This is a genomic window from Pseudovibrio japonicus (assembly GCF_014651595.1).
GTDB lineage: Bacteria > Pseudomonadota > Alphaproteobacteria > Rhizobiales > Stappiaceae > Pseudovibrio > Pseudovibrio japonicus.
Map to the genome: position 1 here is coordinate 214103 of NZ_BMXE01000004.1, position 25223 is coordinate 239325.

At 53.3% G+C, this 25223-nt stretch carries 27 protein-coding genes; 12 read left to right on the plus strand and 15 right to left on the minus strand.

From position 1 onward, the window contains the following. The first annotated feature begins 135 nt into the window (after positions 1-135). The 3 genes from erpA (at position 136) to mgrA (ending at position 2851) form a co-directional block, all read left to right on the plus strand. Complete coding sequence (erpA, locus tag IE076_RS12605) at positions 136-477, plus strand: iron-sulfur cluster insertion protein ErpA (RefSeq protein ID WP_189437152.1); 342 nt, start codon at positions 136-138, stop codon at positions 475-477. Positions 478-849: 372 nt separating this feature from the next. Further along, positions 850-1632, plus strand: a complete 783-nt coding sequence (gene xth, locus IE076_RS12610; protein ID WP_189437153.1) for an exodeoxyribonuclease III — start codon at positions 850-852, stop codon at positions 1630-1632. A gap of 166 nt (positions 1633-1798) precedes the next feature. Next, entirely contained in the window at positions 1799-2851 is a 1053-nt protein-coding gene (gene mgrA, locus IE076_RS12615) for an L-glyceraldehyde 3-phosphate reductase (RefSeq protein WP_189437154.1), read from the plus strand. 72 nt (positions 2852-2923) lie between these two features. On the opposite strand, the gene IE076_RS12620 is transcribed toward mgrA, so the two are convergent. The 3 genes from IE076_RS12620 to IE076_RS12630 all read right to left on the minus strand — a co-directional run bounded on the left by IE076_RS12620 (position 2924) and on the right by IE076_RS12630 (position 4359). Continuing rightward, positions 2924-3298, minus strand: coding sequence for a carboxymuconolactone decarboxylase family protein (locus tag IE076_RS12620; RefSeq protein WP_189437155.1), 375 nt, complete (start codon positions 3296-3298; stop codon positions 2924-2926). Between the two features lie 297 nt (positions 3299-3595). Continuing rightward, positions 3596-3970 carry a carboxymuconolactone decarboxylase family protein gene (locus IE076_RS12625; RefSeq protein WP_189437156.1) on the minus strand — a complete coding sequence of 125 codons (375 nt, stop codon included), beginning with the start codon at positions 3968-3970 and terminating at the stop codon, positions 3596-3598. 155 nt (positions 3971-4125) lie between these two features. Continuing rightward, positions 4126-4359, minus strand: coding sequence for a MerR family transcriptional regulator (locus tag IE076_RS12630; protein WP_189437157.1), 234 nt, complete (start codon positions 4357-4359; stop codon positions 4126-4128). 35 nt (positions 4360-4394) lie between these two features. On the opposite strand from IE076_RS12630, the gene IE076_RS12635 reads away from it, so the two are divergent. Continuing rightward, the gene (locus tag IE076_RS12635) at positions 4395-4703 is read left to right on the plus strand and encodes an aldo-keto reductase family protein (protein WP_189437158.1); all 309 of its coding nucleotides are present in this window, start codon (positions 4395-4397) and stop codon (positions 4701-4703) included. Positions 4704-4722: 19 nt separating this feature from the next. Here the strand turns inward: IE076_RS12635 and IE076_RS12640 are convergent, their stop codons facing one another. Both IE076_RS12640 and IE076_RS12645 read right to left on the minus strand, forming a co-directional pair. Next, positions 4723-5097 carry a carboxymuconolactone decarboxylase family protein gene (locus IE076_RS12640; protein ID WP_189437159.1) on the minus strand — a complete coding sequence of 125 codons (375 nt, stop codon included), beginning with the start codon at positions 5095-5097 and terminating at the stop codon, positions 4723-4725. A 35-nt stretch (positions 5098-5132) separates the two neighbouring features. Beyond that, positions 5133-5495, minus strand: coding sequence for a MerR family transcriptional regulator (locus tag IE076_RS12645; RefSeq protein WP_189437160.1), 363 nt, complete (start codon positions 5493-5495; stop codon positions 5133-5135). Positions 5496-5790: 295 nt separating this feature from the next. On the opposite strand from IE076_RS12645, the gene IE076_RS12650 reads away from it, so the two are divergent. The 3 genes from IE076_RS12650 (at position 5791) to pflA (ending at position 10890) form a co-directional block, all read left to right on the plus strand. Beyond that, positions 5791-6918, plus strand: a complete 1128-nt coding sequence (locus IE076_RS12650; RefSeq protein ID WP_189437161.1) for an alanine racemase — start codon at positions 5791-5793, stop codon at positions 6916-6918. 680 nt (positions 6919-7598) lie between these two features. Further along, positions 7599-9890: a formate C-acetyltransferase gene (pflB, locus tag IE076_RS12655; protein ID WP_209009074.1), complete on the plus strand. Its 2292-nt coding sequence runs from the start codon at positions 7599-7601 to the stop codon at positions 9888-9890. A gap of 265 nt (positions 9891-10155) precedes the next feature. Next, positions 10156-10890, plus strand: a complete 735-nt coding sequence (gene pflA / locus IE076_RS12660) for a pyruvate formate-lyase-activating protein (protein ID WP_189437162.1) — start codon at positions 10156-10158, stop codon at positions 10888-10890. Positions 10891-10899: 9 nt separating this feature from the next. Here the strand turns inward: pflA and IE076_RS12665 are convergent, their stop codons facing one another. Next, positions 10900-11175 carry a hypothetical protein gene (locus IE076_RS12665; RefSeq protein ID WP_189437163.1) on the minus strand — a complete coding sequence of 92 codons (276 nt, stop codon included), beginning with the start codon at positions 11173-11175 and terminating at the stop codon, positions 10900-10902. A gap of 183 nt (positions 11176-11358) precedes the next feature. Here IE076_RS12665 and IE076_RS12670 point away from each other — a divergent pair, with 183 nt between their 5' ends. Next, positions 11359-11688 carry a hypothetical protein gene (locus IE076_RS12670; RefSeq protein WP_189437164.1) on the plus strand — a complete coding sequence of 110 codons (330 nt, stop codon included), beginning with the start codon at positions 11359-11361 and terminating at the stop codon, positions 11686-11688. 63 nt (positions 11689-11751) lie between these two features. Here IE076_RS12670 and IE076_RS12675 read toward each other — a convergent pair whose 3' ends face one another. The 3 genes from IE076_RS12675 to IE076_RS12685 form a co-directional block, all read right to left on the minus strand. After that, the gene (locus tag IE076_RS12675; protein ID WP_189437165.1) at positions 11752-12588 is read right to left on the minus strand and encodes a beta-keto acid cleavage family enzyme; all 837 of its coding nucleotides are present in this window, start codon (positions 12586-12588) and stop codon (positions 11752-11754) included. Beyond that, the gene (locus tag IE076_RS12680) at positions 12585-13928 is read right to left on the minus strand and encodes an aspartate aminotransferase family protein (RefSeq protein WP_189437166.1); all 1344 of its coding nucleotides are present in this window, start codon (positions 13926-13928) and stop codon (positions 12585-12587) included. Before IE076_RS12680 ends, IE076_RS12675 begins: the two co-directional genes overlap by 4 nt. Before the next feature lie 297 nt (positions 13929-14225). Then, positions 14226-15632, minus strand: a complete 1407-nt coding sequence (locus tag IE076_RS12685) for an MATE family efflux transporter (RefSeq protein WP_209009075.1) — start codon at positions 15630-15632, stop codon at positions 14226-14228. A 120-nt stretch (positions 15633-15752) separates the two neighbouring features. On the opposite strand from IE076_RS12685, the gene IE076_RS12690 reads away from it, so the two are divergent. Together IE076_RS12690 and aroQ are read left to right on the plus strand one after the other, a co-directional pair. Then, the gene (locus IE076_RS12690) at positions 15753-16376 is read left to right on the plus strand and encodes a TetR family transcriptional regulator C-terminal domain-containing protein (protein ID WP_189437167.1); all 624 of its coding nucleotides are present in this window, start codon (positions 15753-15755) and stop codon (positions 16374-16376) included. A gap of 38 nt (positions 16377-16414) precedes the next feature. Beyond that, positions 16415-16858: a type II 3-dehydroquinate dehydratase gene (gene aroQ / locus IE076_RS12695; protein WP_189437168.1), complete on the plus strand. Its 444-nt coding sequence runs from the start codon at positions 16415-16417 to the stop codon at positions 16856-16858. Positions 16859-16888: 30 nt separating this feature from the next. On the opposite strand, the gene arfB is transcribed toward aroQ, so the two are convergent. Continuing rightward, the gene (gene arfB / locus IE076_RS12700; protein ID WP_189437169.1) at positions 16889-17323 is read right to left on the minus strand and encodes an alternative ribosome rescue aminoacyl-tRNA hydrolase ArfB; all 435 of its coding nucleotides are present in this window, start codon (positions 17321-17323) and stop codon (positions 16889-16891) included. Between the two features lie 308 nt (positions 17324-17631). Here arfB and aptA point away from each other — a divergent pair, with 308 nt between their 5' ends. Then, complete coding sequence (aptA, locus tag IE076_RS12705; protein ID WP_189437170.1) at positions 17632-18993, plus strand: omega-aminotransferase AptA; 1362 nt, start codon at positions 17632-17634, stop codon at positions 18991-18993. 235 nt (positions 18994-19228) lie between these two features. Beyond that, positions 19229-20062: a nucleoside triphosphate pyrophosphohydrolase gene (gene mazG / locus IE076_RS12710; protein ID WP_189437171.1), complete on the plus strand. Its 834-nt coding sequence runs from the start codon at positions 19229-19231 to the stop codon at positions 20060-20062. Between the two features lie 43 nt (positions 20063-20105). On the opposite strand, the gene IE076_RS12715 is transcribed toward mazG, so the two are convergent. From IE076_RS12715 to trkA, 5 genes are all read right to left on the minus strand, one after another. Then, a complete protein-coding gene (locus IE076_RS12715; protein ID WP_189437172.1) occupies positions 20106-20726 on the minus strand; it encodes a YdcF family protein in 621 nt (206 codons plus the stop codon). A 128-nt stretch (positions 20727-20854) separates the two neighbouring features. Continuing rightward, entirely contained in the window at positions 20855-22324 is a 1470-nt protein-coding gene (hflX, locus tag IE076_RS12720; protein ID WP_189437173.1) for a GTPase HflX, read from the minus strand. Further along, positions 22324-22581, minus strand: coding sequence for an RNA chaperone Hfq (gene hfq / locus IE076_RS12725; RefSeq protein WP_008546823.1), 258 nt, complete (start codon positions 22579-22581; stop codon positions 22324-22326). Before hfq ends, hflX begins: the two co-directional genes overlap by 1 nt. A gap of 143 nt (positions 22582-22724) precedes the next feature. Then, positions 22725-23621 (minus strand): D-amino-acid transaminase, encoded by an 897-nt coding sequence (locus tag IE076_RS12730; RefSeq protein WP_189437174.1) that lies wholly within the window; start codon positions 23619-23621, stop codon positions 22725-22727. A gap of 223 nt (positions 23622-23844) precedes the next feature. Beyond that, positions 23845-25221: a Trk system potassium transporter TrkA gene (gene trkA / locus IE076_RS12735; protein WP_189437175.1), complete on the minus strand. Its 1377-nt coding sequence runs from the start codon at positions 25219-25221 to the stop codon at positions 23845-23847. Between the last annotated feature and the right edge of the window lie 2 nt (positions 25222-25223).

The following is a 25223-nucleotide window of genomic DNA, read 5'->3' on the forward strand; positions in this document are numbered from 1 at the left end:
CAGATGTAAAGGCCCTGTAAACAACTGCTTTCCCAAGCCAAATGCAATTTAGCAATAAAACACTATGGAAATTGCAATTTAGAACACTTAAATATAACAGCAACACCATAAACACGCCGCAACAAGACCGAGCTTATGACACAGACCCCAGAAAACACCGTCGGTTTAACCGATAAGGCCGCAAAACGCGTCGCCCAGATTCTAGAAACGGAAGCCGAAGGCAGCATGCTCCGCATTTCCGTCGAAGGCGGCGGCTGCTCCGGTTTTCAATACAAATACGACATCGTCACAGAACAGGAAGACGACGATCTGGTTCTGGCGAAACTCGGCGCAACTGTTTTGATCGACAGTATATCCCTGCAATACATGGCAGGGTCTGAAATTGACTTCGTGACAGATCTCATGGGCCAGTCCTTCCAGATCACCAACCCGCAAGCCGCTGCCGGTTGCGGATGTGGAACAAGCTTCTCCATCTAAACTACCTCACTCCGGCTCTATAGGGGGATAACTGAAAACGGGCGTGTGAGCATAATTAAGCGGCGGCACACACGCTCTGGCAGGAACCACAGACCCATTTTCCATAAAAAACGCAAAATTCCCGCCTTGCGCTCAAACCAACGCACATTTCGACGCAAATCATTAGTCCCCTCTTGCCAGCCATCTATTCCCGCATGCCTGCATCCAGCCCGACAAGCCTCATCCACAAACAGTTACACTACTCACCTTGCCCTCCGACCGCACCGTGCTAGAACAAATCACAACACACAGCGAACAAGCAGCCACACCATGCGCTGCAGATGCGCCAAAGCGCATTGCTCTGATCCCGTCGCTTTTTCAAAGGGAGTTTCGATGAAAATCGCAAGCTGGAACATTAATGGCGTCAAAGCGCGATTAGAAACGGTTCTCAAATGGCTTCAGGAAGAGCAACCGGATGTCGCCTGTTTTCAGGAAATCAAATCGGTCGATGAGAATTTCCCGCGCGCTCCGTTCGAAGAGCTCGGCTACAATCTGGAAACCCACGGCCAGAAAGGTTTCAACGGCGTCGCGATCCTCTCCAAGCGCCCGTTTGAAGAAGTCAACCGCCGCCTTCCCGGCGATGACGAAGACGAGCAGGCCCGTTACATCGAAGCCGTCATTGCAGGCGATAACGAGCCAATCCGCGTCGGCTGCCTCTACCTGCCAAACGGCAACCCGGTCGAGACCGAGAAGTTCCCATATAAACTGCGCTGGATGGACCGCCTCCACAAGCACGCTGAAAACCAGCTGGAGAAGGAAGAAGCCTTCCTGCTCGTCGGCGATTACAACGTCATTCCCGAGCCGGAAGACGCAAAGAAGCCAGAGGCTTGGGTGGGGGACGCCCTCTTCCGTCCGGAAAGCTGCCAACGCTTCCGCGCCCTGCTCAATCTGGGCTTCACAGAAGCAGTACGCGCCACCAACAGCACCGCTGGTACCTACACATTTTGGGACTATCAGGCAGGTGCATGGCAGCGCGACAACGGCATCCGTATTGACCACCTGCTGCTCTCACCAGAAGCAGCCCGCATCATGCAAGGCGTCGGCATCGACAAGCACGTGCGCGGCTGGGAAAAGCCGTCCGACCACGTACCCGTCTGGGTAGAACTGTCCGCTTGACGCCCGCTCCAGATCGGAGCAGCACCCTCAAAAATTGTGGTGGCGGCCGCGCCACCAGCTTTCCTTATTTTCTACTTACATTGCGCAGCCCAAAAATCGCATACCATTGATAGGTGCTGAGCAAAGCACAATATACCAAGAAAAACAAAGTTTTGGAGGAAGTTTGATGTCTTGGCAACCAGCCGAAAATCGCTATGACACCATGAAGTACAACCGCTGCGGGAAGAGCGGTCTCAAGCTACCGGCAATCTCGCTCGGCCTCTGGCATAACTTCGGGGAAGACACCCCGCACCAGACCAAGCGCGAAATGTGCCGCACCGCCTTCGATCTGGGCGTCACTCACTTCGATCTGGCAAACAACTACGGCCCGCCTCCAGGCAGTGCTGAAACCGCCTTTGGCGAGATCCTGCGCACCGACTTTGCTGGTTACCGCGACGAACTCGTCATCTCCACCAAAGCTGGCTACGACATGTGGCCCGGTCCCTACGGCGAATGGGGCAGCCGCAAATACCTGATTTCAAGTCTGGACCAGTCCCTGCAGCGCATGGGTCTGGACTACGTAGACATTTTCTATTCCCACCGCTTTGATCCGGAAACACCGCTTGAAGAAACCATGATGGCGCTCGACCACATCGTACGTCAGGGCAAAGCGCTTTATGTTGGCATCTCCTCTTATAATTCCAAACGCACCAAGGAAGCGGCGAAAATCCTGAAGGAACTGGGCACCCCGTGCCTGATCCACCAGCCAAGCTATTCCATGCTCAACCGCTGGGTTGAGGAAGATGGCCTGCTCGACACGCTGGAAGAAGAAGGCATCGGTTCCATCGTCTTCTCCCCACTGGCACAGGGCATGTTGACCAACAAGTACCTTAAGGGCGTGCCGGAAGACAGCCGCGCTGGCAGACACGTTGGTTCATTCCAGGAAGGCTTCCTGACTGAGACAAACCTGAGCCACATTCGCTCCCTGAACGATATCGCTCAAAGCCGCGGCCAAACACTGGCACAAATGGCTCTGGCATGGGTTCTGCGCAAAGGCCGCGTCACCTCCGCCCTGATCGGTGCGAGCCGTAAGGAACAGGTAATCGACTGTGTAGCAGCGATCAACAACCTGGAGTTCACAGAGGAAGAACTAGCCAACATCGATAAGTACGCCACAGAGGCCGACATCAACATTTGGGCACAATCCGCAGAACTGGAAGATCCAGCGCGCGACAAGTAAGGCGCAACGAACAATGAAGGACGTGCGGGCTCGTGGCCCGCACTCTATCCTGAACTAATCAAAAATCTCAGGTCAGGACCGGGGATCAATCCCCTTTTCCTCAAACAGCTCAATCGCGGTTTCTAGCCCATTGAGACAGGCGGGCACACCGGCATAAACCGCCATCTGCCAAATAATCTCGACAATCTCTACAGGCCGAGCACCCGCATTCAATGTATTCTCGATGTTGACCCGTAGCTGAGGCGCCGTATGCCCCCCCATGGCCGTCAGGGCGGCGATGGAACATAACTGGCGCGTCTTCAGGTCCACTTCTTCCCGGCCATAGTGCTTGCCATAGGCCCAGTCCACTACACAATCAGCCATGCCAGGCACCGCTGCATCATACCTATCCGCCAGCATCTTCCGCATTTCAGGGTTTAATACACTCAGGACTTGCTCCTCATTCATAAGCCTGTCTCCTTCATGACATATCCCGATGACTACCTAGCGGCATTCAAAGAAAATTGCGTGAAGCAAATGCTTAAAGCAGTTGGCTTATGTCCTCTGGCCTCTATCTAAAGGAGCTGTACGTTACCGATCGGGTGCACTCAAAAGGCGTCGGCAAGCAACTGATGAAAACCCTGACGTAAATCGCAGTCAGCAGAGGTTATGAAGGTATCGATTGGAAGGCCAAGCCCTTTTAGACTTGGGAAAGTGAGGACATATCGTCCAAACTCCAGCAAGAACTGAGCGAAAAATCTCAGATCACGAGCGAGGATCAAGCCCCTCTTCCTCAAAATATGCAATCGCTACATTCAGGCCATTGATGGCGGCTGGCAAGCCGGCATAAACACCCATTTGCCAGATAATTTCAAGAATTTCAGAAGGCCGTGCCCCAGCATTCAATGTATGTTCGACGTTGACCGCAAGCTGAGGCGCCGTGTCCCCACCCATCGCAGTCAATGCAGCAATGGTGCACAGCTGCCGCGTTTTGAGGTCTACACCATCACGTGCATAATGCTTTTCGTAGACCCAGTCGACCACACCTTCAGACAAGCCCGGCAGTATTTCATCGTATTTATTTGCGAGAGCTTTCTTCAGCCTAGGGTTCAAAACTTTCAGGACTTTTTCAGCTGTCATAGGGCAATCTCCTTATATCAATAGCATCCCACCGGCCAGGACTGCCTAGCCCTCTGCACTTGATAATAAGTGACTTTATCATCGAGAAATTGAAGCGTTTGCTGCAGGCTCTTAAAACGTGGCGCGACAACCTCACCGTATTCCTCCAGCATTTCTTAGCGCTCCGCCCTAATGACGTCACCGCGCGCGCACAATTCTGCAAACCGCAAAGCCTCGTGAATACCCATACCGGTCTCTTTCAGTCGGCAGAGACGCATCAACCACCTCAGGTCCGCATCCTCAAACAAACGCTGGCCTCCACTGTCCCGATACGCACGACACAGCAGCACGATTTTCTCATAGTACTTCAAGGTATCGACAGCTCTCAATGCGTCGGAGCAGGAGTGCACTCCAGACCAAGCCCCAAAATGCGCAGCAGGGGAAGATGGGCCACATTTCGCCCGCTCAACACGCTGAAAGAAGGACGCGTCGGCTCCGTTGTCTCCCCCCGCCCCCGCTGGTGCAAGGCCTGCTGACCACCAAGCACCTGAAGGACTTGCCGAAAGACAGCCCTCTTGGCAGACAGGTTCGTTCCTTCAAGGAAAGCTTCCCGACCGAAGAAAATCTCAACCACATGCGCGCACTGAACCATATCACCCAAAGCCGTATTCAAACGCTGGAGCAGATGGCGCTTGCATGGGATGTGCACAAAAGCCGAAGGAGGTACGGGCCGAGGGCCCGCACCTCCTTGTAAAATGAGTAAAGAACTCAAATCACGACCGGGGATCAAGCCCCTTTTCGTCAAACAACTTAATCGCCACATTCAGACCATTGATAGAGGCTGGCATCCCGCCATAAACTGCCATCTGCCAGATAATCTCCAGGATTTCAGAAGGTCGCGCGCCAGCATTCAATGTATGCTCAATATTGGCGGCCAGTTGTGGCGCCGTGTGTCCACCCATGGCCGTCAGGGCTGCAATGGTACACAGCTGCCGCGTTTTAAGGTCCACTCCATCGCGGCCATAGTGCTTCTCATAGGCCCAGTCCACCAAACCAGCAGACATACCTGGCAGTGCTGCATCATATCTATCAGCAAGTGCATTCTTCAGTTCAGGGTTCAAAACATTCAGGACTTGCTCGGCATTCATAGGCCAGTCTCCATATATCGATAAGATGCCGCCAATCAGGATTGCCTATCCACCTCTTTCTGATAATAGATGATTTTATCATCAAGCAATTGAAGCGTTTGCTGAAGGCTCTCGATCCGCTGTGAAACCACCTCCCGGTGTTCCTCCAACATTTCTTTACGCTCTGCCATGGTGCCATCGCCACGCTCCCGTAGCCCCGCAAACCGCAAGCGCTCCTGGATACCCATGCCGGTCTCTTTCAGTCGGCGAAGAAACGTCAACCAGCTCAGGTCAGCATTCTCAAACAAACGCCGACCTCCACTATCCCGATACGCACGCGGCATCAGCCCAATTTTCTCGTAGTACCTTAATGTGTCTACAGAAAATCCGCTCTTTCTCGACAATTCACCTATTCGCATTTAAAAGGATTCCAGCTCAATCAATCTTGGCAGTTTTCGCAATGTAGGAGCTGGAGTGCGCTCTAGGTCAAGAGCAAAAGAAGCAATGCGGTGAGAAAACTATCTATAAGACTACATTTGAAGAACATCAGCACGCATAGGCTCCGGCAACTCATCGCATCTGCAGTAATTACACCTAATACGCTGAAATAGCTTCAAAACAGGCCGCACCCGTTATCCCCACAATACCTACTGTTGAATCCACCATAGATCTGCTAGGCATTTTCCGAGGAACACCCGAACCCGGAGCCATTACATGCTTGAAGACCTTCAAACCCCATGCCTCTTGCTGGATGAGAGTGCCGTGCGCCAGAACATCAAGGGCATGGCAGACAGGTTCAAGCAGATCGGCGTCCCGCTCCGCCCGCACCTTAAGACAGCTAAATCCATTGATGTCGCACGCATCCTCGAAGAGCACGGCGCGGACCGCTGGACAGTCTCCACCCTGAAGGAAGCCGAGTACTTTTCCTCCCACGGCCTGAAAGATATCCTCTATGCCGTCTCCGTCTCCCCGCAAAAGATGGAACGCGTCATGAAGCTCAACCGGTCCGGCGCTCAAATGTCCATCTGCCTCGACAGTACCGAGATGGCAAACGATCTCTCTACAATGACACTGGATGGCCCACCCCCGCGCGTTTATCTGGAAGTCGATGTGGACGGTCACCGCACCGGCGTGAAGGCTGGTCAGCAGCGCGCAATTGATGTAGCCAGAATACTTGCAAATGCATCCAATCTGGAATTTGCGGGTGTCATGGCCCACGGCGGCGGCGTAAGCTATTCCGCAGACAGCAAGCAGGAACTGGAAGCAGCCGCAGAACAGGAACGCACCCACACCCTCGCTGTCAAAGGTGCTATCCTCGAAGCAGGCCTCCCCTGCCCACATGTCAGCATCGGCTCCACACCAACAGCGCTCTTCGGCACATCCTTCGACGGCGTCTCTGATGTACGAGCAGGCGTCTACGTTTTTCAGGATGTCTTTCAGTCAAACCTTGGCATGTGCGCCATGGAAGATGTGGCTGCAACCGTGCTCACCACCGTCATCAGCCATGCCCCACACCTCAACCGCATTGTGGTCGACGCTGGCGGACTGGCGCTCTCCAAGGACCGCTCTTGCGCAACGCAAAGTAATGACTGTGGTTTTGGCTTCGTAAGCGACGCAGACGGCCACATGGACCCGCTGATATACGTAGGAGGCGTCAGTCAGGAACATGGCTACATCACCACCAGAGACGGCAGCCCACTTCCCTTCGAGCTTTATCCCCTCGGAACACAGCTCCGCATCCTGCCCAATCATACCTGCATGACCTGCGCAGCCTATGACGGGTACCACGTGATCAACGGAGAGCATGAAGGCGCGTGGTGGCCAAGATGTAACGGATGGTAGGTCAACCCTATCCGTGAAAAATACTCATCATATCTGGGTGGGGTGTACAGATTGTCGCACTAGGGAGTTGATTAAAAACCGTTTTTCTCGGTTTACTCCGTCTGAATCTCCCGTGGATATCACCGAAACGCGATCAGAGTATGTGGCAAAATTGAGTCTCTCATAGCGACTCTGGACCCCTTCCAGAGTCCGAAAAACTATTTTTCCACCTCCCGCACTAATATTTCAAACTCGGCATATCAGCTATGCAAAATCCACGCATCTACCTTCTACTTAGTACAATACCCCTATGCAATATCTAAGGATATTTACCTATGAGCTTTTGGAAAGCTCACGAATTCTGAGATACATTACTGGTACAGACGTCTTTTTGTTTTTAGTTTCAGATCTTTAGATCAATTCCAGCCTTATTCGCGTTGCATACAACTCTTGCGTGTTTTGGGGCCATCCGCAATGGTTCAAGCACAATCCAAAGTGTATGCATTTGTATAATTCTGCCCTGCGTTTTTTGCAGGCCTGCTGGCCAGTTACCATTTGACATAAGTCAAGATGCAGTCACAGCCGGGGAGTACAGTCAATGTCAACAAGCACTGGACGCAAGGAAGCGTAACTCTCTGCAAGCCGATTGGCACAACTTGTAGCAACCGCGCTGATTTGCTCAAATGATGAAGGACCTAAAAATGGGCGTTCACCAAAATATCGAAAAGGCCGCTGCCGCTACTCTCCCATTCCTGGCAGAAGACGGACCCAAGGCTTATGCAGGCTTCAAAAAGGGTGACTGGAACAAAGAAATTGACGTGCGCAATTTCATCCAGCTTAACTACACTCCTTACGAAGGTGCGGACGACTTCCTTGCAGGCCCAACAGCTGCAACCACCAAACTCTGGGACGCCGTTCTTGAGTTGATGAAAGAAGAAAACAAAAAAGGTGTTCTGGATGCAGACACTGAAGTTGTTTCTTCAATTGTTTCTCACGCTCCAGGCTACATCAACAAAGACCTCGAAAAGATCGTTGGTCTGCAAACCGATGCTCCTTTGAAGCGCGCATTGATGCCTTATGGCGGCCTGAAAATGGCAGTCGCAGCTTTGGAAAGCAACGGTTACAAGATCTCTGAAAAAACCGCTGAGATCTTCCAGAAGCACCGCAAGACCCACAACGATGGCGTCTTCGACATTTACACCCCGGAAATCCGCCGCGCTCGTTCTGCTGGCATCGTAACCGGCCTTCCTGATGCATACGGCCGTGGCCGCATCATCGGCGACTACCGCCGCGTTGCGCTGTACGGCATCGACAAGCTGATGGAAGACAAGAAGGCACAACACGCCTCTCTCGACGGCAATGTCCTGAGTGAAGAAACACTGCGCCTTCGTGAAGAGATCTCCGAACAGTACCGTTCCCTTGCTGAGCTGAAGGAAATGGGCGCTGCACACGGCTTCGACATTGGTCGCCCTGCAGAAAACGCTCAGGAAGCAATCCAGTGGCTCTACCTTGGCTACCTTGCAGCGATCAAGGAACAAAACGGTGCAGCCATGTCTCTGGGCCGCACAACCACCTTCCTCGACATCTACATCCAGCGTGATCTGGACAACGGTATCATCACGGAAGCTGAAGCTCAGGAACTAATGGACCACTTCGTCATGAAGCTCCGCATGGTCCGCTTCATGCGCACGCCAGACTACAATGCGCTGTTCTCTGGCGATCCGGTATGGGTCACAGAATCCATCGGCGGCATGGGCATTGATGGCCGTACACTGGTCACCAAAAGCTCCTTCCGCGTTCTCCAGACCCTGATCAACCTCGGCCCTGCACCAGAGCCAAACCTGACCGTTCTGTGGTCTGAGCACATGCCTAAGGGCTTCAAGGACTACTGCTCTAAGGTTTCCATCGAAACCTCTTCCGTGCAGTACGAAAACGATGACCTGATGCGTCGTTACTGGGGTGATGACTACGGTATCGCCTGCTGCGTATCCGCAATGCGCATTGGTAAGCAAATGCAGTTCTTCGGCGCCCGTGCCAACCTTGCAAAAGCTATGCTTTATGCAATCAACGGCGGCATCGATGAAAAGACCGGCAAACAGGTCGGCCCTCAAGCCCGTCCAATCACAGGCGACGTGCTGGAATGGGATGAGCTGGAACCACTTTACGACCAGATGCTCGACTGGATTGCAAAGGTCTACGTTCAGGCGCTGAACTGCATCCACTTCAGCCACGACAAGTACAACTACGAGCGCGTCGAAATGGCGTTGCATGACCGTGACATCCTGCGCACCATGGCTTGTGGTATTGCTGGTCTGTCCGTTGTTGCCGACAGTATCTCCGCGATCAAAAACACGAAGGTCAAGATCGTCCGCAACGACGAAGGTCTTGCCGTTGATTACGAAGTAGAAGGCGACTTCCCATGCTTCGGTAACAACGACGACAGCGTTGACGTGATTGCAGAAGACATCATGAAGAAATTCATGGACAAGATCCGCAATCAGCCAATGTACCGCAATGCGACACCAACACAGTCCGTTCTGACCATCACATCCAACGTTGTGTACGGCAAGAAGACTGGCTCTACTCCTGACGGACGTAAAGCAGGTGAACCATTCGCACCCGGTGCAAACCCAATGCATGGCCGTGACAAGAAGGGCGCATTGGCTTCCATGAAGTCTCTTTGCAAACTTCCTTACGAAGACAGCCAGGATGGTATCTCCTACACCTTCTCCATCATCCCGGGCGCACTGGGTAAGGACGAAGCGGAACGGATTAACAACCTGTCCAACCTGCTCGATGGTTACATGCATGACATGGGTCACCACATCAACGTGAACGTGTTCGACCGCAAGACCCTGGAAGACGCAATGGAACACCCTGAACTGTACCCACAGCTCACCGTTCGTGTCTCCGGCTACGCAGTGAACTTCGTCAAGCTGACCCGTGAACAGCAGATGGATGTCATCAACCGAACATTCCACGGTCAGCGGTAACACGCTTTGGCTAACGGTCAACGCTACATGCGGTGACCAACCAGACCTCCAGACAAGGCGCAGGGTTCTCTCCTGCGCCTTGTCTGTTGCGACATATGTGTCATTGACGTGCGACAGGACCGCACATCCCTCAAAAATGAATGGCTGAGTTGCAATGTTTTCTCTTTAAAAACAACACCAAATACCTTAGTTTTAAAGTAATTTAGAAAAGCGAAAACTTCCCAAAGGAAGAGCCGCTCAAAAGCGACAACAAAGGACCCCAGCCATGCAAGACACCATGGGCTATGTTCACTCAGTAGAAACAGGCGGAACCGTTGATGGTCCGGGTCTGCGCTACATTGTGTTCACCTCTGGCTGTCCGCTGCGCTGCCTGTATTGCCATAACCCGGACACTCTAAAGCTGAAAGCTGGTAACCAGTCTTCTGCCTACGAGCTCCTGAAGGATATCTCCACCTACCGCACCTACTTCGAGACCGGCGGCGGCGGCCTGACCGTCAGCGGCGGTGAACCAATGGCGCAAAAAGAGTTCCTCAAGACGTTGCTATGGGGCTGCAACCAGATGGGCGTTCACACCACCGTAGACACCTCTGGCTATCTCCATGCCAACCTGGATGACGAAACCATCGATATGGCAGACCTATATCTGCTCGACATCAAGTCCTGGGTGCCGGAAACTTACAAGAAGGTCACTGGCGTCGAAATCGGCCCGACCCTTGAGTTTGCAAAGCGTCTGGAGAAAATGGAAAAAGACGTCTGGATCCGCTTCGTCCTCGTCCCGGGTCTCACAGACGCCCCGGAAAACGTCGAAGGCGTTGCGAAGTTCGTTTCCCAGCTCGGCAACGTAAAACGCGTTGATGTACTGCCCTTCCACAAAATGGGCGAACACAAATGGCAGTCCATGGGCAAATCCTATCAGCTCAAAGACACCCGCGAACCAACAGCAGAAGAAACCGAAGCTGCTAAAGACACCTTCCGCAAGTACGGTCTCGACGTTCACTAAGAATGGTGTTCAGGCAAGCTCCTGATCTCGACACAGGCGATCAAAAAGCGCGATAACCATATCAATTGCTTGAGTTAGGTCCTCTTCCCGCAGCCCTCCAACGTCATATGCAAAGCTCCTGAACTCCCAAAAGTCTGCCCGGATATCCTCCGGTAAATCACACTCAGGGCGGATGTTTTGAATATGAAAAGCTATTGCATCACGAAGACGCTGATCACGCGCGCCATCGCCACAAAGCACGCGGATTGCTTGATACAGACACTCACTTGCATAGCTGTAATCCACCCCAAGCTCCCCCTGATACGAAACTTGCCTTCCAAGAAGATAGCATACAAGCCCCATTGATATATCCACACGAAATATAGATGCCTTAAATAAGTCTGTCGATTACATGAGTTCTCCTGAATTTTAATAAAAAGCTGCCACAATACTTTTCCAGACTAATCCTCGAAAACACGGGGGTTTTTCATGATACTACAAACAGTAGCTGGCGGTTTGATCTTATTCGCAGCCAGCATATCAACTGCGGATGCGGGCTATAATCAAAGCAGAGCGGAGAAATTCGCGTATAAGCAACAAGACCGTATCACCTGCTATTATCTCTACGGTCTATCCAATCAGAGCGGTAAACAAGATGTGCTCAGAGGACTGATCACAGCCTCAGCCTACGCCAAAGGCATGAACAAGCAGGAAGCAATCTACGCAATCGCCTATGGTTCCGGCAGGATCGCAGCAACTCTGGCTGAAGACCCGGACCGCCGTGACGAACTTATATCAGAATACAGCAAAGACTGCTGAAGCGAAAAGGCTGCTATCCCGTCGATAGCAGCCTTTCCTCATTCTCCTTGAAGAATGACCGGCCTATTGCGGCTTTCCAAGTACTTTCAGCACCTCATCTCTGGAAACAGCGCCCTCATATCCCATTTCGCTGCGAATATGAGCGACCACCTCAATGCGCTCCGCATTGTCTCGTGCAAGCTTGCCAGAGCCATGCCACAGGCTGTTCTCAAACCCAATCCGGGCATGCCCGCCATGGCCGAAGGCCAGTGCACCACACGCCGTCTCAGCACGCCCGAAAGCGCAGAGCATGAACGGATTGTCCTGAGCAATATGTGAAGCTTCATCGCGGGCGGCAAGGAAACCGAGAAGATCACGCGGATCACTCTCCTGATCCTTGGCATAACGGCCGAGCACATAAAGCTGGCTACCATAGCCGGCAGGCACAACGCCCTCATCCATCAGCAGATCAAGCCTGGCCACATCTTCCGGCGCATACAAGATATGCTGAACCGCACGGCCCGCTTCCTTAGCTTCATGATAGAACCGGCGTGCCAGATCTATATCACCGCCATCAGGCGCCATCTCGCGCAGGGCAACCGAAACTGCCTCTGGTTCAACCGCAGCGACAACATCATACTGTTCCCGCGCGCTGTAAACGCCAACAGCTTCTGTGGTGATTTGAACCGCCAGATCAGGACACATGGCGCTCACTTCAAGAATGAGTTCCTTGTAAAGCACTGCGTCCAGAACATGTTTCCCCTCAGCGTCGCGAACGTGTGCATGGAGAGCATCCGCGCCCTCCGCTTCCACGCTCACCGCACAGGACACCACCTCCTCAATCGTCACAGGCAACTGAGAGTGGTCCGCTTTGCCACGCCGTGCACCATTGGGCGCACTCATGATGAGCCGTTTGGTCATGACGTCAAAACCCCTGCCTGCCTAAGGCTTTCGTTGATCGCATAGCTGAGCTTTTCAACAATCTCCGCAACATGGCTGTCATCAATGATGAAGGGAGGTGCAAGCAAAACATGGTCACCGCGCTTGCCATCAATGGTACCGCCCATCGGATAGCAGATCAGACCTGCCTCTTTAGCAAGAGACTTGATCTTCGCATTAATCTTTAAAGCCGGATCCAAAGGTTCCTTGGTCTCCCGATCCTGCACCAACTCCAGACCGCGAAACAGACCGCGCCCACGAATATCACCCACATTCGGATGCTGACCAAGCGCCTGCTCCAAAGCCGCCTGAAGCTTCTCGCCCATAGCACGCACATGTTCCATACGGCCCGGCTCGGTAATCTGGTCCACAACCGCACTACCAGCAGCTGCAGCCGCCGGGTGCCCCATATAAGTGTGGCCGTGCTGGAAGAAACCTGAGCCCTGTGCAATCACGCTATAGATAGCCTCAGAACACAGCATCGCACCGAGCGGCTGATAACCAGCGCCAAGACCTTTTGCGATGGTAATGATGTCAGGAGCCACACCATCCTCATGGCACGCAAAAACGTGACCGGTCCGGCCCATACCGCACATCACTTCATCAAACACCAGCAGCACACCGTACTTGTCACAGATCTCACGGATCCGTTTCAAATACCCCGGCACCGCCGGAACCACACCCATGGTCGCCCCCACAACAGGCTCGGCGAAGAATGCTGCCACCTTCTCCGGACCCACGCGAAGGATTTCATCTTCCAGTAGGTTAGCAGCACGAAGCCCATACTCTTCCAGCGTTTCATCATCACGCTGATGACGATAGGCATAACACGGATCAATGTGAGACATTTCGATCAGCAGCGGGCCAAACATCTCGCGGCGCCATTTGTTGCCGCCAGCAGAAAGCGCTCCCAGAGTGTTGCCGTGATAACTCTGCCAGCGCGCAATCACGTGCGTACGCTCACTCTCACCTTTTTCGACATAGTACTGACGCGCCAGTTTGATGGCAGACTCAACAGCCTCAGAACCACCGGAAACCAGATAAACGCGATTAATACCTTCAGGGGCCTGTGCAATCAGTTTGTCTGCAAGCACTTCAGCCGCATCACTGGTGAAGAAGCCAGTGTGGGCAAAGGCAACTTTATCCAGCTGGTCTTTAATGGCTTGGATCACTTTCTCATTGGAATGCCCAAGACAGGAGACAGCTGCGCCTCCACTGGCATCAAGGTATCGCTTACCTGTTTCATCAATGAGGTAACACCCATCGCCCTTGACCGCTTTTGGAAGGGAGATACGAGTATTTCTAGGAAAGATGTGGCTCATTTTACAGCCTCCGGGCTGTAGCTTTTTGATTGATTGACCATGTGCGCACACGGAAAACTACCTGTGACAATTTGCACAAGCACCACTTTGCCTGAGCCAACCAAGTTGTCCATAAAAATCTATGAAATATCTCCAGATTGTAAGCGAATGCTCTGGCTCGAAACTGAGTTACGACACGATCCGATAATATCCGGTAATAAAATTAGGCAGGGTCTTACCGACGCCCGTAAATCCGCGCCACCTGACGCAATCGTCAGACAGCAAACAAGAAACACCACCGGCAAACTACATCGAAGTCTAGGCCGCCTCGGAGGGGGAGCGTTGGCTCTGCTGCACTATCCAGTGCGGCCTTTTCTGCATGAACATCCAAAGTGTCATCACCAGCGTCAGTGCCTCAGCCACTGGCAGCGCATAAAACACGCTCATCGGGCCAATCACAAACCACAAGCTCACAATCAGCACCAGCGGCATTACCAGCGAGCGGGACACTGCAATCAACGCAGACTGGGCCGCGCAGTGCATACCGGTAAAATATCCAGAAAAGGCTATGTTCACGCCATTAAACAGGAAGACAGGCCAGATCACACCGATAATCGCAACGGTCAGATCAATCGTCGTCTGATCAGCATCGCCAACAAAGGCACTGGCCAGCATCAGAGGCTGGAAGATCAAGAGAGACGCCAGCAGCAAACCCACTACAAAGTTCGTGCCAACCCCGAGCAATAGGAACTGGTAGATCCGCGTTGGTTTGCGGGCACCGAAGTTCACACTCACCAACGGACCAAGCGCTTCGCCCACACCGTAAAACACCATGATCCCGGTAAAGAATAGGTAGTTCACAATAGTGAAGGCCGCCACGCCCTGTGCACCCATCTCGGTAATCAGGATCCAGTTGAACAGGAAGACCACAATACCGCCGGAACTCTCGTTGATGAACTCTGAAAGCCCGTTGTAAGCCGCTGTAAACATCACTCGCCACGACCCGAAGGGCCGCAGGAACCGCAACTTGGCATCCTTGTTGGCAAAATGCAGAAGAAGAAACAGCATGCCAGCCTGACTGGCGAGTCCGGTCGCCAGTGCAGCACCCCAGACGCCCCAACCCAGATAGCCAATCATCAAGGCATCAAGCACAATGTTGACCACGGTGATCAGCATCATGCCCACAAGAGAAAAGTTAGGCCGCCCATCAACGCGCACGAAATGATTCAAGGCCGCAGCAATGCTCAACCCCGGAAAGAACCAGGCAACGACGAAGATGTAGGTCTCCACCAGCTCGGCAGTTTCGGCATTGGCGCCAAGCAAGCGGGCGGCAGTTGGCGTAAAAACCAGCAGTAAGAACGAAAAGACCAGGGAAAAAAACACAACGCTGACCAGCGCCTTCATGAAGATGTTGGAGGCATCCCTCTCCCGCTGCTCGCCAATGAACTTGCCTGCCATCACAGCAGCGCCAACAGTCAGCATCACCACTACGCCAAAATACAGCGCAAACATTGGCGCAACCAGACTGATCGCCGCCAATGCAGTGGAACCAACAAAATTTCCAACGAAGATACCGTCAACAATGCTGGCAGAGGCAATGGAGAACATGCCAACCACAGCCGGAACGGCAAACCGGAAAAACTCCTTCCCCGGATGCCCCGTTGTCATCTTTTCTTCTGCCAATGCCACGGACATGAAATCACCTTCGTGCTCACGAGGCATCATCCTCGCATTCAATCAACACTAAAACAGAAAGCAAATTGAACATTTGATCAACTTGGACATACGCTCAATTTCATGCTATGTCAAGAATGACCAATTCCAAGAAAGAGTGTGGAAACATAAATGGCCTATCTGGCTAAGGAAGAACGCCGCAAAGCAATCATTCTGGCAACACTGGAAGTTGCAAAGGAAAAAGGGTTCGCTGGCATCACCACCCGCGCGGTTGCCAAACAACTGGATGCTGCAACAGGCATTATCCATCATCACTTCAAGTCTCTCTCCGAGCTGAAGTGTGAGGCCTTGCGCTACCTATCCCAAAAAAATGGCGCCAACTGCATCACAATCTCAAATGACCTGCCTCCCACACAGGCTCTCCTGCGCCTCCTCAGCTTTAACGTCACGCCAGAAGAAAGATCCGAAACCAGCGTCTGGGTCAGCGCGGCAGACGAAGCCAACCGAGACCCCGAGTTTGCCCGTGTCTACGGCGAAGAGACCAACAAAAGCCACGAATGGCTGTGCAGCAACCTCAAGGAAGGCGCCAGAACCGGCGAGTATACCCTTACCCTGCCCGTTGAGTTTGCCGCGTGGAAACTTATGTCGCTGGCCTTCAATCTTTATGATGTTTCCAACCTGCCCGACACCGCCCTGACACCTGACATGGCAGTGCAAATCCTTAAGGACGAACTGAAATCAACCCTTGGCCTTGAAAGCAAAGACCTTGCGTCGCAGCTACTTTCAAGTCATTAAGGTGAGACCCGATCGACACGCAACTTCAGAGAGCTTTCATGAAGAAGATCCTCATCCTCAACGGACCGAACCTGAACCTGCTTGGAATGCGCCAGCCGGAAGTTTACGGCGCCACCACATTGGCGGAGATCGAGGATCAGTGCCGCGCCCACGCAAAACAGCTGGGCGTAGACATTGAGTGCAAGCAGTCCAATCACGAAGGCGAGCTGATCGACTGGATCCACGATACCCGCCAGTCCCACACTGCAATCGTGCTCAACGCAGGCGCCTTCACCCACACCTCCGTCGCTATTATGGACGCAATCGCCAGCGTTGAGCGCCCGGTGATTGAACTCCACCTCTCCAACATTCACCAGCGCGAAGAATTCCGGCACACCTCCTACATCTCCAAGGTGGCAAGAGGCATGATCTGCGGCTTAGGAGCCCACGGCTACATTCTGGCCATGGACGCAGCCCTGCGCATTCTGGAAGAAGACGACTAAGACCCGCAACAACGCGCGGTCCTACCTCACCTAATCGTAGTTCTTGGAGCTGCGCAGCTTCTTGATGTTGCCGCGCTGCTTTTTGCCTTCCACCCGTCGGCGCTTGGAGGCGAGCGTTGGCCGTGTTGCCTTGCGGGTCTTGGGCACATAGGCAGCCTTGCGAATAAGCTCTAACAGCCGCTCCAGCGCGTCTTCTCTGTTGCGCTCCTGCATGCGGAACCGATCCGCCGTCAGCACAATCTCGCCCTTCAGTGTCAAACGCGATCCGGCAATCTTGCGCAAACGCGCCTTCAGATCCTCCGGCAACGTCGTATTTCCATCCAGATTGAATCGCAGCTGCACCGCAGTGGAAACTTTATTCACGTTCTGGCCACCAGGCCCCGACGCTCGGATAAAGTCTTCCCTGATGTCCCGCTCTTCAATCGAAAAGCGCTCGTTCACCCTAATTTTTTTGCGCTCACTCATCTAGCTCGCCCTAGCACCGCAAATGCATAGCATTGATTGTAATAAGAAATTTTACTCTTTGGTCAAAAACAGCAATTATGGGCCCCATGTCCGCTATAAAGCCACGCCGGAAGATTTGCAAAGCTTAACCCGACAAAACTGATTGTCACCAAGGGTATAGGCCTACGTATAATACGCGCATAGGTTTGAAATACCTTGATTTACCTAGGTCTTCTACCTAGTCTCAAACGCATATCCTACCAGAGGGTAATAAAAAACGACGCTCAACCGAACGAACAGAATTCATCTCAAGCGTTCTTGGAGGGGAAATGACAGAGGCAAACATATTGGCGCGGGACGAGACCGAACAGATCGCCGGCCTGACCACAAATAATCTTGATGCCTACTGGATGCCTTTCACGGCAAACCGGCAGTTCAAGAAAGACCCACGTCTTCTGGTGAAAGCCAAAGACATGCACTACACCTCCGCCGATGGCCGCCAGATTCTGGACGGTACTGCGGGCTTGTGGTGCTGTAACGCCGGTCATGGCCGCCAGAAGATCGTTGAGGCCGTGCAAAAGCAGGTCGCTGAGCTGGACTACGCGCCGCCCTTCCAAATGGCCCATCCAATGTCATTTGAACTCGCCGCCCGCCTGGCCGCGCTCCTGCCAGACCCGCTCAATCACGTGTTCTTCACCAACTCCGGTTCCGAGAGTGTTGAGACCGCGCTCAAGATGGCGCTGGCCTATCACAAAGCAAGAGGTGAAGGCGGTCGCACCCGCCTGATTGGCCGCGAGCGTGGCTACCACGGTGTGAACTTCGGCGGCACCTCCGTTGGCGGCATGGTTGCCAACCGCAAGCAGTTCGGAACGCTGCTCGCAGGCGTTGACCACCTGCGCCACACCCACGGCATTGCTGGCAATGAGTTCAGCAAAGGCGTGCCGAAGAACGGCGTTGAGTACGCTGAAGACCTCATGCGCCTCGTCCAGCTTCACGATCCTTCCACCATCGCAGCGGTCATCGTAGAGCCAGTTGCTGGGTCTGCAGGCGTGATCCTGCCGCCAGAAGGCTACCTGAAGCGTCTGCGCGAGATCTGCGACGAGCACGGGATCTTGCTGATCTTCGACGAAGTCATCACCGGCTTTGGCCGTCTGGGCACTCCGTTTGGTGTTGACTATTTCGGTGTTACGCCGGACCTGATCACCACTGCCAAGGGCCTCACCAGCGGCGTCGTCCCTATGGGCGCTGTCTTCGCAAGCTCCAAAATTTACGATGCCTTCATGAACGGACCCGATCACCTGATCGAGCTGTTCCACGGCTATACCTATTCCGCCCACCCGCTGGCCTGTGCCGCTGCACTGGCAACGCTGGATGTTTATGCGGAGGAAGAGCTACTCACCCGCGGCGCATCCATGGCCGAGTACTGGCAGGATGCCCTTCACTCCCTGCGCGACTGCCCGCACGTGATCGACATTCGCAACATCGGACTGGTTGGAGCCGTTGAGTTGGAGCCAATGGCCGGTGAGCCTGCCAAGCGCGCGTTCAATGCTTTCCTCAAGGCTTATGAGAAGAACATCCTCATCCGCACCACCGGCGACACAATCGCCATGTCACCTCCGCTCATTATCTCAAAGGGCGAGATTGATGTGCTGATTGGCACCTTGCGCGAAACCCTCCAGGCTCTGGATTAAGCCACTGTCTCATCACGAACCCTTAGAGAGGCGCTCCGGCGCCTCTTTTGCATTCTGCTGCAAATTCAGCGACTTAAATAAATCTCCTAAAGTTAAACCTCATTAACTTTAACCAGATCCTGAATAGCAACTCACCACATATCAAAAACAGTCGGACAAAGCCTCTCGCCATAAAACAGCGAGCCTGATAGTGTCCGCCCGACTTGCAATAACGAACTTACGCATCAGGATATCCATGCTACCTTCCCGCGACATTTCCCGCCTTATCGAAATCATGAAGGCTCTAAGAACCCCAGTGACCGGCTGCCCATGGGATCTGGAGCAGAACTTCAAAACCATTTCGCCCTACACGATCGAAGAGGCCTATGAAGTTGCAGATGCCATTGAGCGCGAAGACCTACACGACCTGAAAGAGGAACTGGGAGACCTGCTCTTGCAAGTCGTCTACCACTCCCGCATGGCCGAGGAAGAAGACGCATTCAGCTTCGGCGATGTAGTCGAAGCCATCACTAAAAAGATGATCCGCCGCCACCCGCACGTCTTTGGAGATGAGGAGCAAAAGGCCGCTGGCTTCCCAAAAGGCACATGGGACCGCATCAAGGAAGAGGAAAAGCGTGAACGCAAAGCCCTGCGCTCCCAGATGGGCCTCACCGAAAAGCCGCAGGGCTTTCTCGATGAGGTTCCTTCCACATTCCCGGCGCTCACTGAAGCAGAAAAACTCCAGCACCGCGCCTCAAAAGTCGGCTTTGACTGGGGCGCAGCCGAGCCGGTCCTCGACAAGATCAAAGAGGAAGTGGAAGAGCTCACCGTTGAGGTCAAAGCAGGCACACCGGACCGCGCCAAGATCGAAGATGAACTGGGCGATGTCCTGTTCGCAATCGCGAACCTCGCTCGTCATTTGGAAATTCAGCCGGAAGCCGCCCTCAAACGCACCAACGCCAAATTCCGCCGCCGCTTCGCCCATATCGAACACGCCGCTAACGCCGAAGACCGCCCGCTTACAGACCTCTCCCTTGACGAGATGGAAGCCCACTGGCAGGCAGCCAAGAAGTTTGATCCGGCAGGATAGCAAGAAAATCAGGCGAACAGACCTCTGGTTCGCCTGCCCCCATTCACTCAATCAGCGGACAAGTTTCCCGATTGAGCTCACGCAGATAGCCAGCTTCAAGATATGGCTGGATCTTGCCCCACTCATCCAAAACCTCTTGTGCAAACTCAGGGTGCGTTGGCCAGCCCCCCACATCCACCGGATACTTATTCGCTGGCGCAATCATCTTGATAACCTCCGGCCAAAACCGCTCCAGCGTCATCAGATAGCGGCGCGATGCACTCACGCTGCCCACCGCAATCACTGACCCAACGCACTCAAAAAGCCCAAGCTCCTTCAAACGCGCAATCGAGAACTCCACATTTTCGCCCGTATTGGTCGCTCGTGTCTCCAGCATTATGCAGCGTTCAGGTACACCACCTGCAACCAGAGCCGCACACATATCACGCGCCTCAGGCACACCAAGCGCAGTGCGCTCTCCACCAGAAATCAGAATGCGTCGCACAAGCCCGTCACGCCACAGCTTCAACGCCACCTGCACCCGCGCTTCTGCACTTCTGTGCGATCCAAACACCAAACAAAGATCAGCCCTTCGAACCTGTGTCCTGACAAGCAGGTACTGATCGATCTCGGCAATCAACTCAGAGGTAAGCTTCAAAGGCGGATTGGCTGGGCGGGTCGTCATAAAAGATATTCTAGCGCTCCTAGCTATTCTTGTCATGATACGTCATGGACAGGCCTCCCCACCCCGCAACAAAAAGCCCCACTCTTTCAAGCGGGGCTTTCATGTCTTTGTCAGCTCATCAGAGGCAATCAGATTGGCGAGTAACCACCATCATCCTTGTCTTCTTCTGAGGCAGGCTCTTCTGCCAATTCCCGGCCCGCCACGAAGTACTTAGCAAAGCGCGAACGTACGCGGGAGCGGTGAGCATCTGGAACACGTACAGAAAGGCGAATGCCCTCCTCCTCGTCTTCGCGGGAGAGGATTTCGCAGTGCTGGTAAAGCCATGCATGACCTTCCCCATCACTGTGCGGCAGCACCATCACCACTGTATCCAACTGCTCAGCCAAACGGGCTTCGATACGCGCCAACAGATCCGAAATGCCATCACCAGTAAGAGCGGAAACCGCAATCGGCCCCTCATCAACCGCGTTGCCCTCCAGCAACTTGGCCCGGTGTGCCTCATCCAGCATGTCAATCTTGTTGTAGACCTCAAGAACGCGGTCACTCTCAGAGACTTTAAGACCAAGCATCTCCAGCGTTTCATTCACGTCCTGAGACTGCGCTTTGGTGTCTTCATGAGCAATATCGCGCACATGAAGCACAATATCGGCCTGAATAACCTCTTCCAGCGTTGCCCGGAAAGCAGCCACTAGATTATGCGGCAACTCGGAAATGAAACCCACCGTATCAGACAGAATGACCTCGCGGCCATGAGGCAGCTTCAAACGGCGAAGTGTCGGATCGAGCGTTGCAAACAGCAAGTCCTTGGCAAACACCTCCGCATTGGTCATGCGGTTAAACAGCGTAGACTTGCCCGCGTTGGTATAGCCCACAAAGGCAATAACCGGATGCGGCACCTTCTTACGCTGTTTACGGTGAAGCTTACGAGTCCGTTGAACCTGCTCCAACTGCCCCTTCAGCAAGGTGATGCGATCCTGAATGATGCGCCGGTCGGCCTCGATCTGCGTTTCACCCGGACCACCAACAAACCCAAGACCACCACGCTGACGTTCCAGGTGGGTCCATGACCGCACCAGACGGGATTTCTGCCAGGTCAGGTGAGCAAGTTCAACCTGCAGGCGACCTTCCTTGGTCTGTGCCCGATCACCAAAGATTTCCAGAATAAGGCCCGTCCGGTCAATGACCTTGACCTGCCAGTCCCGTTCCAGATTTCTCTGCTGGATTGGAGTAAGCGGATGATCCACGACAACCAGTTCAATATGTTCCAGTTCAATCTGCTGGCGGATTTCCTCCACCTTGCCAGAACCGAACAAACTTCCCGGTTTCACATTTGAAAGTCGCACCAGACCCGAGGAGACAATCTCCAGTTCGATTGCAGCTGCCAGTCCAACAGCTTCTTCCAGCCTGGCTTGTGGGCTACGCTCAGCACCAAAGGGGCGCTCGGGAGCACCTTTCCCTCTCGCCAGAGCTCTGCTTTGAATAATGGGTACGATGACGAGTGACCGGGTTCCCCGGGTCACTCCGTCTTCGCCGGCCTCAACATTCGCGTCGCGTTGCTTAGCGTTCAGACCGGCTTCTTTTTTAGATTGGGGCTTCATCAGCCTCCTGCTTTTTCGCCTTCTTCTTCAGCTGGTTCGAACAGCTGTATAGGGCTATTTGGCATTATTGTTGAAATTGCGTGCTTGTAAACGAGCTGGGAGTGCCCGTCACGCCGCAATAAGACGCAGAAATTATCAAACCAAGTTACTACACCTTGCAGTTTTACACCATTGATCAAAAAGATTGTCAGAGGCGTTTTCTGCTTCCTGACATGATTTAAAAATGTATCTTGAAGATTTTGAGCGCGGTCAGCCATATCTATTTTTTTCCTGTTCTCAGTGGACGCGGCCGCGGCATCCACCATTTACTGTTCCCATCCTCGAGACGGCCATGTGACACTCACCAACAAAAGAGAGATGCCCCAACACATTTAAGGTGCGCCGCCTTCGTAAGTTCCCTTCAGCAAACACCGGGGGCATTACCCCCGGCAACCGTCAGTTTAATCAACTCTGACGCGTCATGGAATGATTTTCTTAAGTCTTGGACGATTGGACCGGGCTGGCCATCACCCAATATTGTTTCGTTAATTTTCACGACTGGCATCACAAGCCCCGAAGCACTAGTTAAAAATGCCTCTCTCGCATTTTTTGCTTCATCCATAGAGAAACCGCGTTCTTCTACGGAAAAACCTTTCTTTTCCGCCAATTTCAAAACGCCCTCTCGTGTAATTCCCCTTAAGATTCCGTGGGTAGCCGGACGTGTTACCAAAGTGCCGTCCTTTAGAATTATCCACGCATTCGTTGAACCACCTTCAGTTATCAGGCCATTTTTATCCACAAACCATGCTTCATGAGCACCGGCTTCCTTAGCCTTTTGTTTAGCAAGGACATTAGGCAAAAGGCCAACAGTCTTGATATCGACCCGATCCCAACGATTCTCTTCTACCGTAACAACACCAACACCTTTAGCCGCAACTTGGTCCATTTTATGTGGAGACACCGATTTAGCTGTCATCACAACAGACGGCGGCGTACCTGCTGGCGGAAAATTGTGCTCACGCGGCGCCACACCGCGCGTGATCTGCATGTAGATGATGCCGTTATTCACCCTATTGAGAGAAATCACCTCTTTCATCACCCGCACCAGAGCCCGCCGCGACATAGGAGCAGGAATCTGCAATTCCTTGAGAGACCGATCCAAACGGTCCAGATGTGGGGTCATGTCTACGATCTGGCCTTTCCAGATCTCACAGACCTCATAAACACCGTCGGAGAACTGGTACCCCCGGTCCTCAACATGCACACTGGCATGAGAATGTGGCACATATTGTCCATTTACGTAGGCAACACGGCTCATCAACCACTCCAATTCAAGCAACAAACAGCAAGTCACACCTAATGGTGTTTATTTCGTATTATCAAGTCGTGATGACTACCCAAAACCGTACATTTCCGCGTCCAAACACTGAGAAACCCTGCATTCGCGCCGCAAAAACGCCGTTTTGTCCACTCCAAAACGGAAAAACCCCAACTTCGAGATGCCTCCCCGCCCTTGAGAGGACCGCAGCAAAGGCCGGGCCCTAGAAGAACTCCAGCGAAACGCGGAACATCTGCTCCACCTGACGAACCTTGTCGGCAACAGCGAAGATCACTACCCGGTCATGGGCCAGAATGCGCTCATCACCTGATGGCGTGATCACATTGCCATCGCGTAAAATACCGCCGATGCGGATGCCCTCTGCCAGCTCAACTTCACGTAAAGGACGGCCAACCAGCGGCGAAGTATCCAGTGCTTCCGCCTCAATAACTTCCGCAGCCCCATTTTGCAGCGCATGAACCGCACGGATACGGCCACGACGCACATGCTGCAGGATCTTGGAGATCGTCACCTGACGCGGGTTCACAAACGCATCAATGCCCAAAGCATTGGCAAACGCTGGATAACTGGTGTTGTTCAGCAGCGAAAGATTGCGCTTACAGCCCATTTTCTTTGCCATCACGCAAGAAAGGATGTTCACCTCGTCCTCGTTGGTGAGCGCCACCATCATGTCCGAGTCTTCCACATCCGCTTCCTGCAGCATCACCTGATCAAGCGCACTGCCATGCAAAACCACAGTTCTGCGCAGTTCATCAGCAATACGAATAGCACGATCACGGGAGTGCTCGATAATTTTTACTTTGGTTCTGCTTTGCTTGTCCTCAAGACGGCGAGCAACATAGGCACCAATATTACCACCACCTGCAATAAGAACACGCTTGGCCTCTGGCTCTTCATGACCAAAAATGCTTAAGGTCCGGCGCACCTGACCGCGCTCGCAGCACACATAAACCAGATCTCCTTCCCGCATCATATCCGAGCTGTGCGGAACAAAGACCTTGCCATCACGGGCAATACCAACCACCACGGCAGAAAGATCCGGAAACAGCTCCGTCAGCTGGCGCAGCGGAGTATCCAGCACCGGACAATCAGCACCGCAATCGATCCCAACGATGATCACTTTGTCATCGCCAAACCGCACTGTTTCCATCGCACCGGGCAGCGACAAGCGCCGGAGGATCATCTCGCCCACTTCGATTTCTGGAGAAATGATCACGTCAATCGGCATGTTATCGCGCGAGAACAAGTTGCGATAATGGGATTGCAGATAGCTTTGCGCACGAACGCGCGAAACCTTGATAGGCACGTTAAACAGCGAGTGCGCCACCTGACAGGCAACCATGTTGATCTCGTCATACAAGGTCACCGCAATAATCATGTCAGCCTGGTCTGCACCGGCTTGCGCCAGTATGTCCGGATGTGCCCCATGGCCGATGAAGCCGCGCACATCCAGCGTATCGCGGATGGCATGAACCAGCTGCGGGCTGGTATCAATCACTGAAACGTCGTTCTGTTCCGCGGCAAGTTTTTCGGCAATACCGTAGCCAACCTGTCCGGCACCACAAATCACAACCTTCATAA